The sequence below is a fragment of the Allonocardiopsis opalescens genome, from assembly GCF_003002095.1.
Lineage (GTDB): Bacteria > Actinomycetota > Actinomycetes > Streptosporangiales > Streptosporangiaceae > Allonocardiopsis > Allonocardiopsis opalescens.
This window is the reverse complement of sequence record NZ_PVZC01000019.1, coordinates 1-12333: the sequence shown is the minus strand read 5'-3', so window position 1 is coordinate 12333 and position 12333 is coordinate 1. Positions and strand designations below refer to the sequence as shown.

14 protein-coding genes, 1 rRNA gene and 1 pseudogene are annotated in these 12333 nt (G+C 73.3%); 5 read left to right on the top strand and 11 right to left on the bottom strand.

What is annotated here, in order from left to right:
- The 4 genes and pseudogenes from CLV72_RS31525 to icmB form a co-directional block, all read right to left on the bottom strand.
- Positions 1–284, bottom strand: a pseudogene (locus CLV72_RS31525) (succinate--CoA ligase subunit alpha); the annotation flags it as partial.
- Between the two features lie 37 nt (positions 285–321).
- Positions 322–1506, bottom strand: a complete 1185-nt coding sequence (gene sucC / locus CLV72_RS31520; RefSeq protein ID WP_106253872.1) for an ADP-forming succinate--CoA ligase subunit beta — start codon at positions 1504–1506, stop codon at positions 322–324.
- Positions 1507–1651: 145 nt separating this feature from the next.
- Complete coding sequence (locus tag CLV72_RS31515) at positions 1652–2425, bottom strand: TSUP family transporter (RefSeq protein WP_106253871.1); 774 nt, start codon at positions 2423–2425, stop codon at positions 1652–1654.
- A 12-nt stretch (positions 2426–2437) separates the two neighbouring features.
- Positions 2438–2860 (bottom strand): coenzyme B12-dependent isobutyryl CoA mutase small subunit, encoded by a 423-nt coding sequence (icmB, locus tag CLV72_RS31510; protein ID WP_106253870.1) that lies wholly within the window; start codon positions 2858–2860, stop codon positions 2438–2440.
- 104 nt (positions 2861–2964) lie between these two features.
- On the opposite strand from icmB, the gene CLV72_RS31505 reads away from it, so the two are divergent.
- Together CLV72_RS31505 and CLV72_RS31500 are read left to right on the top strand one after the other, a co-directional pair.
- A complete protein-coding gene (locus CLV72_RS31505; RefSeq protein WP_106253869.1) occupies positions 2965–3270 on the top strand; it encodes a hypothetical protein in 306 nt (101 codons plus the stop codon).
- On the top strand, positions 3270–4049 hold the full coding sequence (locus CLV72_RS31500) for a crotonase/enoyl-CoA hydratase family protein (RefSeq protein ID WP_106253868.1): 780 nt from the start codon (positions 3270–3272) through the stop codon (positions 4047–4049). Before CLV72_RS31505 ends, CLV72_RS31500 begins: the two co-directional genes overlap by 1 nt.
- 45 nt (positions 4050–4094) lie before the next feature.
- Here the strand turns inward: CLV72_RS31500 and CLV72_RS31495 are convergent, their stop codons facing one another.
- The 3 genes from CLV72_RS31495 to CLV72_RS31485 all read right to left on the bottom strand — a co-directional run bounded on the left by CLV72_RS31495 (position 4095) and on the right by CLV72_RS31485 (position 6557).
- The gene (locus tag CLV72_RS31495) at positions 4095–4637 is read right to left on the bottom strand and encodes an HAD domain-containing protein (protein ID WP_106253867.1); all 543 of its coding nucleotides are present in this window, start codon (positions 4635–4637) and stop codon (positions 4095–4097) included.
- 67 nt (positions 4638–4704) lie between these two features.
- Positions 4705–5361, bottom strand: a complete 657-nt coding sequence (locus tag CLV72_RS31490) for a response regulator (protein WP_106253866.1) — start codon at positions 5359–5361, stop codon at positions 4705–4707.
- Positions 5358–6557, bottom strand: coding sequence for a sensor histidine kinase (locus CLV72_RS31485; RefSeq protein WP_106253865.1), 1200 nt, complete (start codon positions 6555–6557; stop codon positions 5358–5360). The genes CLV72_RS31490 and CLV72_RS31485 overlap by 4 nt, the downstream gene beginning before the upstream one ends.
- 119 nt (positions 6558–6676) lie before the next feature.
- On the opposite strand from CLV72_RS31485, the gene CLV72_RS31480 reads away from it, so the two are divergent.
- Positions 6677–7684 carry a DUF418 domain-containing protein gene (locus CLV72_RS31480; protein WP_106253864.1) on the top strand — a complete coding sequence of 336 codons (1008 nt, stop codon included), beginning with the start codon at positions 6677–6679 and terminating at the stop codon, positions 7682–7684.
- Here the strand turns inward: CLV72_RS31480 and CLV72_RS31475 are convergent.
- Both CLV72_RS31475 and CLV72_RS31470 read right to left on the bottom strand, forming a co-directional pair.
- Positions 7681–8397 carry a TetR/AcrR family transcriptional regulator gene (locus tag CLV72_RS31475; RefSeq protein WP_170141196.1) on the bottom strand — a complete coding sequence of 239 codons (717 nt, stop codon included), beginning with the start codon at positions 8395–8397 and terminating at the stop codon, positions 7681–7683. The two genes, CLV72_RS31480 and CLV72_RS31475, sit on opposite strands and share 4 nt — an antisense overlap.
- A gap of 67 nt (positions 8398–8464) precedes the next feature.
- A complete protein-coding gene (locus CLV72_RS31470; protein ID WP_211303195.1) occupies positions 8465–9406 on the bottom strand; it encodes an alpha/beta hydrolase family protein in 942 nt (313 codons plus the stop codon).
- Between the two features lie 194 nt (positions 9407–9600).
- On the opposite strand from CLV72_RS31470, the gene CLV72_RS31465 reads away from it, so the two are divergent.
- Positions 9601–10557 (top strand): phosphotransferase family protein, encoded by a 957-nt coding sequence (locus CLV72_RS31465; RefSeq protein ID WP_170141195.1) that lies wholly within the window; start codon positions 9601–9603, stop codon positions 10555–10557.
- A gap of 221 nt (positions 10558–10778) precedes the next feature.
- Here CLV72_RS31465 and CLV72_RS31460 read toward each other — a convergent pair whose 3' ends face one another.
- On the bottom strand, positions 10779–11606 hold the full coding sequence (locus CLV72_RS31460; protein ID WP_106253861.1) for an SDR family NAD(P)-dependent oxidoreductase: 828 nt from the start codon (positions 11604–11606) through the stop codon (positions 10779–10781).
- Between the two features lie 92 nt (positions 11607–11698).
- On the opposite strand from CLV72_RS31460, the gene CLV72_RS31455 reads away from it, so the two are divergent.
- Positions 11699–12130, top strand: coding sequence for a MarR family winged helix-turn-helix transcriptional regulator (locus CLV72_RS31455; protein WP_106253860.1), 432 nt, complete (start codon positions 11699–11701; stop codon positions 12128–12130).
- Positions 12131–12239: 109 nt separating this feature from the next.
- Here the strand turns inward: CLV72_RS31455 and rrf are convergent.
- Positions 12240–12333 (bottom strand): 5S ribosomal RNA (gene rrf / locus CLV72_RS34060); the annotation flags it as partial.

The following is a 12333-nucleotide window of genomic DNA, read 5'->3' as shown; positions in this document are numbered from 1 at the left end:
CCGATCCCCGCGTCGATCGCCTCGATCACCGCGTCCTTGGTGAACCTCGGCGGCACGAAGATCACCGATACGTCCGCGCCCGTCGCCTTCATCCCGTCGGCCACCGAGCCGAACACCGGCACCTGCGTACCGGAGAAATCAACACTGGCACCCGCCTTACGCGGATTCACCCCGCCCACGATGTTGGTACCGGCCGCCAGCATCCGCGCGGTGTGCTTGGACCCCTCCGACCCGGTCATACCCTGCACCAGCACCCGGGAGTCAGCGGTCAAGAAAATCGCCATCGCCCAACCATCCTTCTCGAATCACGTTCTCTTGCCGCTACCGGGACGCCAGCTCGGCGGCCCGCCGCGCCGCGCCGTCCATCGTGTCCACCTGCTGCACCGCACCGTGGTTCCGCTCGGTCAGGATCGACCGGCCCAACTCCGCGTTGTTGCCGTCCAAACGCACCACCAGCGGCTTGTCCACCGACTCACCGCGGCTCTCCAGCAACTCCAGGGCCTGCACGATCCCGTTCGCCACCGCGTCACACGCCGTGATCCCACCGAACACGTTCACGAACACACTCTTCACCGCAGGATCACCCAGAATGATGTCCAAACCATTGGCCATCACCTCCGCCGACGCACCACCACCAATGTCCAGGAAATTCGCCGGCTTCACCCCGCCGAACTCCTCACCGGCGTAGGCCACCACGTCCAGCGTCGACATGACCAGGCCCGCACCGTTGCCGATGATCCCGACCTCGCCGTCGAGCTTGACGTAGTTCAGCCCCTTCTCCTTGGCGCGGGCCTCCAGCGGGTCGGTGGCCGAGGAGTCGGCGAAGGCGGTGTGCTTGTCCTGGCGGAACTCCGCGTTGTCGTCCAGGGTGACCTTGCCGTCGAGCGCGACCACCCGGCCGTCGCGGGTCAGGATGAGGGGGTTCACCTCGACCAGGGTGGCGTCCTCCTTGACGAAGACGGTCCACAGCTTCTCGATCAGCTCGGCCGCGCCCGCGGCCGCCGCCTCCGGCAGCCGGGCCTGGCGGACGATCTCAGCCGCCGCGGCCGCGTCCACCCCGGCCAGCGCGTCCACCGCCACCTTGGCGACCGCCTCGGGATTGGTGTGCGCGACCTCCTCGATCTCCATCCCGCCCTCGGCGGAGGCGATCGACAGGAAGGTGCGGTTCGCGCGGTCCAGCAGGAAGGAGAAGTAGTACTCCTCCGCGATGTCGCTGGCCTCTTCGACCAGCACCTTGTGCACGGTGTGGCCCTTGATGTCCATGCCCAGGATCTGGCGCGCCTTCTCCTCGGCGTCCGCCGGACCGTCCGCGACCTTCACACCACCGGCCTTGCCGCGCCCACCGGTCTTCACCTGCGCCTTGACCACGACACGCGCGGTGCCCGTCGCGGCGAAGCCCTCGGCGATCTCGCGCGCCTCCTCGGGCGTGTGCGCCACTTTCCCCTGGGGCACCGGGACCCCGTACTCCGCGAAGAGCTCCTTCGCCTGGTGTTCGAACAGGTCCACGAGGTCCGTCCTTGCGACTCGGCGTGTTTTACGGATCGGGTGGCCGGCCCGCACGCGGGGCGGCCGCGTAGGTGAGCCTAGTGCGCGCCGCCGGAGCACGTGCCCGCCGGGGCGCCGTTGCCCCTGCGCAGCGGCGGCGCCGCCGTCAGCCCGCCATGAACTGGTCGTAGCCCAGTCGCAGCACCAGCGCGACCACCACGACCAGCAGCACCACCCGCACGAAGGCCGAACCGCGCCGGATCGCCATCCGCGCGCCGATCTGCGCGCCCACGATGTTCGCCACCCCCATGAGCAGCCCCAGCTGCCACAGCACGTGCCCCTGGAGGCCGAAGACCAGCAGCGCGCCGAGGTTCGTACCGGTGTTCACGATCTTGGCCGACGCCGAGGCGTGCACGAAGTCCAGGCCCATGACCAGGGTGAAGGCGATGATCAGGAAGGTGCCGGTGCCCGGCCCCAGGATCCCGTCGTAGAAGCCGATCACGCCGCCGGTCAGTAGCACGGCCAGCACCATGCGGCGCCGGGTCGCCAGGTCGGCGTGGGCCGCCGCGCCGAACTGCGGGCGCACCGCCACGAACACCGCGACCGCGGTCAGGCCGATCATCACGATCGGCCGCAGCATGTCCGAGGAGATCATGCTGGCACAGGCCGCCCCGGCGCCCGCCCCCGCCACGGCCAGCAGCGCGGCCGGCAGCGTCACCCGCCCGTCGGGCCGGGTGTGCCGGCTGTAGGTCACCGCCGCCGATGAGGTGCCCATGATCGCGGCCAGCTTGTTGGTGCCCAGCACGGTCGCGACGGGCAGCCCGGGCGCGGTGACCATGAGCGCGGGCAGCAGGAGCAGCCCGCCGCCGCCCACCACCGCGTCGATCCAGCCCGCCGCCAGGGCAGCAGAGACCAGGATGAGTACCTGTTCGAGGTCCAAGGGGGCGGCTGCTCAGCTTCCGGCCGCTGCGCCGTCCGACGCCACATGCGTGCGCACCCAGTCGACGATCTCGCTGGTGGGCGCCCCGGGCGTGAACACCTTCGCCACCCCGACGCGCTCCAGCGCCGGAATGTCGTCGTCAGGGATGATGCCGCCGCCGAACAGCACGATGTCGGCGGCGTCGCGCTCGGCCAGCAGTTCGGTGACGCGGGTGAAGAGGGTCATATGGGCGCCCGAGAGGACCGACAGGCCGATGGCGTCGGCGTCCTCCTGCAGCGCGGCCTCGACGATCTGCTCGGGGGTCTGATGCAGGCCGGTGTAGATGACCTCGATCCCGGCATCGCGCAGCGCACGCGCGACGACCTTGGCGCCGCGGTCGTGGCCGTCGAGCCCGGGCTTGGCGATCACCACCCGGATCGGAGCGGTAGCGCCCATCAGGCCCTCCTTCTCCGCCTTCGCACCCTTCACCGACGATGCCCAGTTAATCATGGCTAACTTCCCCCGGAGTCATCGGAGCACCGCCGGGTACAAAGCAAGCCATGACGGATGCGGCAGGCGACCCGAACCCGCTGTCCAGGCTGCCCACCGAGCAGCTGCACGACCGCGCCATGCGGCTCGCGGCGCGCCGCCTGGACGCCGCCTTCCTGTGGAAGGTGCTGCGGTCGCTGCCCGCCGCGGAGGCCACCACCGGCAACATCGACCGGGCGAACGCCGACACCGCGCAGCTGTCCACCCTGATCAGCGACTTCCTCGCCGCCGGCGAAGGCGACATCGGCGAGGTCCTGCGCCCCCTCTACATCGACTACCTCACCCGACACTCCGACGACGAGCCCGGGAGACGCTGATGGCCACCGCCGCGATCAAGACCGTCCGAGTGGAGCGCACCGGCCCGGTCACCACCGTCGTGCTGGCGCGCCCCACCGTGCGCAACGCCGTCGACGGCCCCACCGCCAAGGCGCTGGTCGGCGCCTTCCAGGACTTCGAGGACGACCCCGAGGCGCGGGTGGCGGTCCTGTGGGGCGAGGGGCCGTCGTTCTGCAGCGGCTTCGACCTCAGGTCCCTCGGCACCTCCGACGAGCCCGCGATCGCCGCCGACGGCGACGGCCCGATGGGCCCCACCCGGCTGCGGCTGTCCAAGCCCGTCATCGCCGCCATCGCCGGCCACGCCGTGGGCGGCGGCCTGGAGCTGGCGCTCTGGTGCGACCTGCGGATCGCCGAGCAGAACGCCGTGTTCGGCGTGTTCAACCGCCGCTGGGGCGTGCCCCTCATCGACGGCGGCACCGTGCGCCTCCCCCGTCTCATCGGCGAGAGCCGCGCGATGGACCTCGTCCTCACCGGCCGCCCCGTCGACGCCGACGAAGCCCTCGCCATCGGCCTGGCCAACCGCGTCGTCCCCAACGGCCAGAGCCGCTCGGCCGCCGAGGACCTGGCCGCCGCGATCGCCGCCTTCCCGCAGACCGCCCTGCGCGGTGACCGCCTCTCCCTCCTGGAGCAGTCCGGCCGCGACGAAGCCGAGGCCCTGGCCGGCGAGTTCCAGCACGGCCAGATCGCCCTCCAAGCCGAAGCCGTCCAGGGCGCCGCCCGCTTCGCCTCCGGCGAAGGGCGCCACGGGGCCTTCGACTGAACCGGTCCCCGCCTGCGTCGGAGGGCGGCCCGGTGTGCGACGCTCTCAGACCGCACCGTGCGGCGGCACCGCCCCCGCAGCCGTACGCGCCCACCTGTCGACGGCCGCGTAGTCGGCGTCGGTGAGTCCCCGGCGGGGATCGACGCGGTGCAGCAGGGCGCTGCCGCGATGGTGCGCGGAGACCCAGTCCCGGTCCGCCGCCGTGATCTCGTCGTCGACCCAGGCGAAGGGGCGTCCGGCCGCCCACTCGACCAGGGTGCGCGTCTTCCAGTGCAGCCCGGCCCGCGCGTCGCGCTCGTCGGTGTCGGACGGCTCCGGCCAGACCACCACGTCCAGCCGTGGCAGGCCGAGCCGCGGCGCGACGCACACGTTCGCGTCCTCCAGCCAGGTCGTGGCCCACACGGGTTCGCACGGCAGCGCCGCCAACCGGCGCCCGTGCCCGGGATCGACCCGGTCCAGCAGCGGATTCGAACCGCCGTCACGCGGTCCGCCGTCCACCCGGAACGCCGGATACCACTCCGCGCCGAAGGGAATGAGCGGCCCGTCGACATCGAGAAAGAGCAGCGGCAGCCGCCCGGAACCCACCACACCCGCACGATAGCCGCCCCGGCCGGCCCCGCCGGGCCGCCGGCACCCGGCCGGCGCCCCATCGGCGCTAAGCTCCGGCCATCACCCGGCTCTGCCAGGCCCAGGCGGCGATCTCGACGCGGTTGCGCATCCCCAGCTTGGTCTGGATGCGCGACACATGGCTCTTGACCGTGCTCAGCGAGATGAACAGTTCGGCGGCGATCTCCTGGTTGGTGCGGCCGCGGGCGATGGCCCGCACCACCTCCAACTCCCGCTCCGACAGCGGCGGCGCCTCCCCGGGCGCGGGCGCCTCCTCGGCCGCCGCGATCCGGCGCAGCAGCCGCAGGGTGACGGCCGGGGAGACCAGGGCGTCACCGGCGTGCGCGGCGCGTACCGCCTCCACCAGCAGGTTCGGGCCCGCGTCCTTCAGCACGAAGCCCACCGCGCCGCTGCGCAGCGCGCCGTACACGTACTCGTCCAGGTCGAAGGAGGTGACCACCACCACCCGCAGCGGCTCGCGGACGCCCGGCCCGGCCAGGGCCAGGGTGACCTCGATGCCGTCGAGGGCGGGCATCCGGATGTCCACCAGGCACACGTCCGGGCGCAGCCGCCGCGCCAGCGCCACCGCCTCGGCGCCGTCGGCCGCCTCGGCGACCACGCTGATGCCGTCCTGGTCCTCAAGGATGATGCGCAGGCTGGCCCGGATCATCGGCTGGTCGTCGGCCACCAGGACCCGGATCGTCACCGGGACGTCCCCGACGCCGCCGCCCCGGCCCGCCGCCGCGGGTACGGCAGCGGCAGCACGGCGCGCACCGACCAGCCGCCCTCGGCCCCGGGCCCGGCGCGCAGCGTCCCGCCCAGCGCCTCGACGCGTTCGCGCATCCCGAGCAGCCCGAAGCCGCCCCCGTCCGGCGCCGGACCGCGTCGGACCGGCTGGGCGTCGTCGACCACCTCCACGGTGACGGCCCCGTCGTCCTGGCCGACGGTGACCGTGACGGCGGAAGCGCGCCGAGCATGGCGGACGACGTTGGTCAGCGCCTCCTGCACCACCCGGTACACGGTGCTGGTCACCTCGGGCGGCCACTGCGGCTCCCCCTCGGGCAGCCGCAGGTCCACGGCGGGGCCGCGCCCGCCGAAGCGGCCCACCAACTCGCCCAGCCCTTCCGGCCCCGGCCGCACGGGCGCCGCGTCGTCGCTGTCGCGCAGCAGGCCGACGACCCGCCGCGTCGCGGCCAGCGCCTCGGCCCCGGCCGCCTCGATCCCGGCGAAGGACGCCGCCGCCGAGTCCGCCCCCTTGCGTGCGGTGATGGGCGCGGCCTGCGCCATCAGCACGATGCTGGCGATGTGGTGCGCCACGACGTCGTGCAGCTCCCGCGCCAGCTCCAGGCGCTCCTCGCGCCGCACCCGCTCGGCGGCCGCCCGGCGGCGCGCGGCGAGCAGCCGCAAGGCGAGCCCGAACGCGACGGCCGCCGCCCACGCCACCCCGTTCAGCACCGCCACGGCACTGTTCGCCGCGGCGAGCGCCGCACCGAGCAGACCCCCCAGCGCCACTACAAGTCCCCCGACCGCGACGGCCACCGCCTGACGCACCGGCAGCACCCGCACGGCGGAGCCGACCAGTACCGCCAGCCCCATGGCCATGGCCGGACTGGGCTCGCTCGGCAGCCCGGCGAGACGGGCGACCACGATGGCGGCCGCCGCGACGGCCAGGCCCGCGGCCGCCGTGCGCACCCGGTCGCGGCGACGCGCCAGCGCCAGCGCGCACACCACCGCCCCGGCGGCGAAGTCGAAGGGCCAGGAGGCGCCGCCCCAGGTCTGCGCGAGCCCGGCCGCCTGGAACACGAGCGCCGCCGCGAACAGGGCGCCGAGCCCCGCCCCGAGGGCCACCCCGGTCCGGACACCCCTCCTGACCTGCCCGGTCACCCACCCGCGAAGCCTCATGGCCCTCAGACTAGAGCCGCCCGCCCGCGCGCAGAACCGGCCGAAAGTACGCCGCCTCCCTCGCGAAGCGTCCCTTCGGCCGATGCCCCCGCAGCCCCGGATCCCGAGGATGGGACCCCATGCGACCTGAACCCTCCACCGCCGCGGCGCCGAGCCCGGCCGGACCGCCTCGGCCCCGTATCGCCGCGCTCGATGTGCTGCGCGGCTTCGCCTTGTGCGGCATCCTGCTCGCCAACATCCAGCTGATCGCCACCGCGGGCACCGCCGTCGTGGCGCCGCCCTTGGGGGACGCGGCGCCCTGGCTCGGCCTGCCGGTGTTCTCGCTGCTGTTCGGTATCGGTTTCTCGCTGCTGCTCGACTCCGCCGCGAGCCGCGGCGCGCGCCCGCGCCTGGTGCTGCTGCGCCGACTGCTGGCGCTGCTGGTCTTCGGTCTGGCGCACATGCTGCTGCTGTGGCCGGGCGACATCCTGACCTTCTACGCCGTCGTCGGCATACTGGTGCTGCTGCCCTGCTCCTGGCTGCCGCGCTGGGCCGTGGCCGTCCTCGCCGCCGTGCTGGTCCCGACGGCGCTGCTCACCACCGTGGGCGGCCCCCTGATGATCGCCGGGCTGCTCCTGGCCGGCTCGTCGCTGGCCCGGTACGGGCTGGTCGAGCGGATCGAGCACTCCACCCGGGGGCCGATCCTGCTGGGCCTGGTCTTCGCGACGGGCGCGGCCATCACCCTGTGGCTCCAGGCGGCCGAGCGGCCCGTGGCGGGCCCGGCGCTGCCTTCCGTCACGTCCTCCGTGGCCGATCTGATGCTCACCGGTGTGTACGTGTGCGTCCTGCTGGTGCTGCTCAGGACGCCGCTGCGGCCGTTGCTGCGGGCCGTCTTCGCGCCGCTGGGCCGGATGGCGCTGACCAACTACCTGACCGCCACCGTCCTGGTCCTGGCGGCGAGCCGCCTCCTGGGCCTGCCGATCGGCCAGTCCCTGACGGCGGCCCTGTGGGCCGTCGGCGCCATCCTCGCCATCCAGTGGCTGTTCTCCGCCCTCTGGCTGCGCCGCTACCGCTTCGGCCCCCTCGAATGGCTCTGGCGCTGGGCCACCTGGCTGCGCCGCCCGGCCCTCCGCCGCGAGACGCCCTAGGCGCGGTCGGCGGTGATGCGCGCGAGCCAGTCGCGCAGCAGCGCGAGTTCCCGGCCGCTCAGCCCCGGCACGTCGGTGTCGGCGAGGGAGCCGAGCAGCCGGCGGGCGGCGGGCACGTGCCCGGGCCCCTCGTCGTCCGCGACACCGGTGAGCCGCACGATCACCGCGTCCCTGAGCTGCCGCACGTGGGGCGCGTCGGCGCTCCCGCCGTTCCGGATGAGGTGCAGGGTGGCGCCGGTCGCGGCCGCCTCCAGCAGGGCGACCGCCTCGTCGGCCGGGACGACGAGCAGCCCCGCGTCCTGGAGGGCCCGCAGACTCGCCCGCAGCTCCTCCCGCGCCGTCCTGGCCGCCCCCGCCTCGCGCCCGCCCTTGGCGGGGGCGTACATGAGGCTGTACAGGACGGGCCGGCCGATGCCGAACTCGACGTGCATGTCCCAGCCGGCCCGCAGCGCGCTCAGCGGGCTGAGGCCGGCCGTCAGGGCGCGCTTCTCGGCGAGGTAGCGCTGGAAGGCGTCCTCGATGACGGCCTCGATCAGCCCCGTTTTGTCCTTGAAGTGGTGGTAGAGCGTCGGCGCGGTGACCCCGGCCAGGCGCTGGACCTCCCGGGTCGAGACGTCGGAGGTGTTCGCCTGCTCGAAGAGCAGCCCGGCCGCGCGGAGGATCCGCTGCCGCGGCGGCAGCTCGGCCAGGGGGACGTCGTCGGGAGCGGTCATCTCGTCGGCCATTGTACGGAGCGGTGCCCCCGGACTCCGGTGGACGGGTCCGCGGGCGCCGCTCGGCTCAGCCCATGTGCCGCGCGAACCAGTCGAGCATGGGGGCCGGCCGGCGCTGGAACTCCAGGTAGCCGTCCCAGCGGGCCGTGGTGCCCTCGATCCACATCAGCCGCTTCGCCGCGATCGGAATGGCGTCGAACATCGCCTGCACGTCGTCCGGAGTGGTCATCAGGTCGTCGCGGACCTGGTACAGGAAGGTCGGCACGCGTACGGACCCGGCCGCCCGGATCGGTGTGGTCACCTCGCGCGTCAGGCCGCTCACCAGCTGGATCTCGCGCTCCGCCTGCGCCAGCCGCTCCGGCAGGCCCATCGACTCCAGCGCGCGGGCCAGCGCCGCATGCACGGACAGCGGCTGCGGGGCGACCATGCACCGGACGTCCGCGAACTCCCCAGGACTGCGGTGCATCGCGTACATGGAGGCGTTCGCGCCCTGGCAGCGGCTGAAGAGGCCGATTGCCAGGCCCCGGGTCCGTGCGTCCGAGCGCGCGAAGCGCAGGGAGCCGACGACGTCCCGCGCCATGAAGCCCTGGCCGCCGACGCCGCCGTTCCCCGCCCCGGACTGGCCCTGGTTGCGGAAGTCGTAGGTCAGCACGTGGTAGCCCGCGTCATGCAGGATCCGGTAGTCCGCCATGTAGTCCACCTCGAAGGTGTTTCCGCCGGCGGCGCCGAACGACCGCCAGGGGTCGAGGTGCGAGGGGTAGCCGTAGCGGTTGAAGTTCAGCGGGTGGTTGGCGATCACCAGCTTCTCCGAGCCCGGGCACGGGATGTACCACGCTTCGAGCGGCACGCCGTCGGCCGAGGGGAAGGTGACGTCCTCGTAGTCGAGCCCGAGGTCCTCCGGTGTGCGCAGCACCGGGGAGCGCAGCGGGTACGAGACCTGCCGCGCCAGCTGCTGGAGCGCTTCGTCGATCTGGTCTTCGGACATTCCGGTCGCGGTGCCGGTCGCCATGGCGGCCTCCTCGATGGTCGAATATAGCTACGCTATATTGAACTGACGACTCTGTCTAGCGTTGCTATATCAACCGTCCCACCCTCGGATACGCTCGCCACGAAGCAGGGCTCCGCGCCCCGCCCCCGTCCAGGAGGTGAACCGCCATACCGCCGACGACCCGGACGGCACGGCTCGCGCACGTACTCCCCTCGGTGCGGGCGCCGGCGGCGGAGCCGGTGCCGCTGCCCAGCGACTCCAACGACACCTGGCGGATCGGCGGCACGGTCCTGCGCGTCTGCTGGCGCGGCGACCTGGCCCGGTTCCGGCGCGAGGCGGCGGTCGCCGCGGCGCTCCCACCGGGCTTCCCCTATCCGGAAGTCCTCGACGCCGGCTCTGACGGCGAACTCGCCTGGCAGCTCACCCGCGCCGTCGAAGGCGTCCCCCTGGTCGAGGTCTGGCACACCCTGACGGCCGCGCGGCGCCGGGCCGCCGTCCACCGGCTCGGCGCGGCGCTGGCCCTCCTGCACGAGCACCGGTTCCCCGCCCAGGTCGTGGAGCTGCTGACCGCGCCCCGCCGGCTCGACGGCATCACGGACGTGATCGGCGCCGACATCGTGCCCCTCCCGCTGGACCGCGCACTGCGCCTCCTCGACGCCGCCCGTGGCATCGACGGCGTGCCGGCCGCGCTGCTGGACCGGGTGGCCGAGCGCCTGCACGGCCTCACCCGCACCGACCCCCTGTCCGCACCGCCCGCCGGATCCGCCCCGGCCGGCATCGGCTGCCTGCACGGCGACGCCCACCCGGGCAATGCGCTCTGGCACGAGGATGAGGTGGTGGCGCTGCTGGACCTCGAATGGGTCCGCTTCGGCCCGGCCGACCTGGAGCTGGAACCGTACCTGCGCGACAATCTCGGCACCCCCGCGTGGCGCACGGCCGACACCCGCGAGGTGCTGCGGCTGCTGGCCGAGAGCCACCCCGCCGCCTTCGCACCGCCCGACCTGGTGGACCGGCTCAGCCTGTACCGGCTCGTCGCCGCGGTGCGCAGCCTGGTCATCGCCGGCCGCACCGCCGACGCGGACCCGCGGCCCCTTCCACTCGCCCCGCTCAGCCGCGCGGCCGACGGTGACGCGCACATCCGCCGCCTGCTGCCCGACGGCGGACGGCGCTGACCACGCCCACGACAGCGCCGCGAACAGGGTCCAGCCGAACCCGGCGGCCGGTCCACGACCGCGGGGACGGTGGCGAAGGCCGCCGACCCGGTGAGCGGCCGTCCGGACGCCGGGTCATCGCGCCGGGCCGCGAGCACGGCTCAGCCCCTGCTGCCACCGATCCGCGCGGCGCGACCCCGATGCCCCGATCAGGGGCGTCCGCTGATCGCATCGGGGGCTCATCACCTGCCCTCGGTCCGGCCGGCCGCCTTGTTCCGCGCTCCGGCCAGCCCCGCTCTGCGGTTGAAGTCGCCGGCGAGGCGCGCGACCGCGGCACGCGGCAGGACGCGGGGCGCCAGGGTGCTGAGGCGGCGCGACGCCTTCCCGGGATAGGAGTTCGTCCGGCCGCGCGTGAAGTCGTCGAGCGTCCTGGCGGCGACGCTCTCGGCCGAATCGGCCTGGGGGTCGATCTCCGCTGTCGTCGCGTCGAAGAACCCGGTGTCGACGGGACCGGGGTGGGCCGCCATGACGCGGACGCCGGTGCCGCGAAGCTCCTCGGCGAGCGCCTCGGTGAAGGAGAGGAGGAAGGCCTTGCTCGCGGCGTAGGTGGCCTGGAAGGGCATCGGCTGGAACGCGGCGAGGGAGGCCACGTTGATGATGCCGCCGCGCCCCCGTGCCCGCATCCGGCCGCCGATCGCATGCACGAGGGCGACCAAGGCCGTGACGTTGAGGTCGATCGACCCCAGGTTGGGCCCCAGCGGCTCGTCCAGGAACGGCCCCACCGCGCCGATTCCGGCGTTGTTGATCAGCAGGTCGACCGGGCGACCGTCCTTGTCGATCTCGCGCAGCAGCGCGTCGACGCAGGAACGGTCGGCGAGGTCGGCCGCGATCACATCGACGCGGACGCCCCGCTCCGTCCGGATCTGCCGCGCCACCCGCTCAAGGGCGTCCGCGGACCGCGCCACCAGCACCAGGTCCGCTCCGCGCGCCGCGAGTTCACGCGCATAAGCCTCTCCCAGCCCCTTCGACGCGCCGGTGATCAGGGCCGTCGAGCCTGCGTAGTCGTCCATGGGGAGCAGCCCTCCGAGGTCACCAAAATAGTTCGAGACTTGAAGTTAACACATGATTCGAGTCTCGAAGCTTTGCGGGCTACCCTGGAGCCATGGCACGGAGCGCGTTGGAAGTGGCGGTGGTGGCGAGCCAGTCGCTCGTCATGCAGTCGGAGTCACTGCTCTCGGAGGCCCTGGCCGCGAACCGGCTGACCTACGCGACCGCGCAGGCCCTGTGGGCGATCGACCCGGACGAGCCGGCACCGTCGATGAAGACCGTGGCGGGCCGCCTGTTCTGCAACAGTCCCAATCTCAGCTTCGTGATGAACCAGCTCACCGAGCGCGGACTCGTCGAACGCTCGGTCGATCCGAACGACCGCCGCTCGCGCGTGGTCACCCTGACGCCCGAGGGGCGGCGCGTGCGGGCCGAGGTGATCGATGCCGCGCTGAAGGTGACCCCGCTCGCCCGCCTGACACCGCGCGAACTGGAGCAGTTCAGCCGGTTGCTCGCCACCGCACTCGACGCACCCGCGGACGCCACCTGAGCACGGCCGACGGAAGGCGGCGCGGAACAGCGGCCCTGAACCCGGGAAGGCGCAAAGGACGCACAAACATAAAAGGCCCGCCCCGAAGGGCGAGCCTTTTATTGTGTTTGTTCGGCGGTGTCCTGCTCTCCCACCCCCCTTCGGGGGCAGTACCATCGGCGCTGGCAGGCTTAACTGACCGGGATCGGAACGTGACCGGGTGT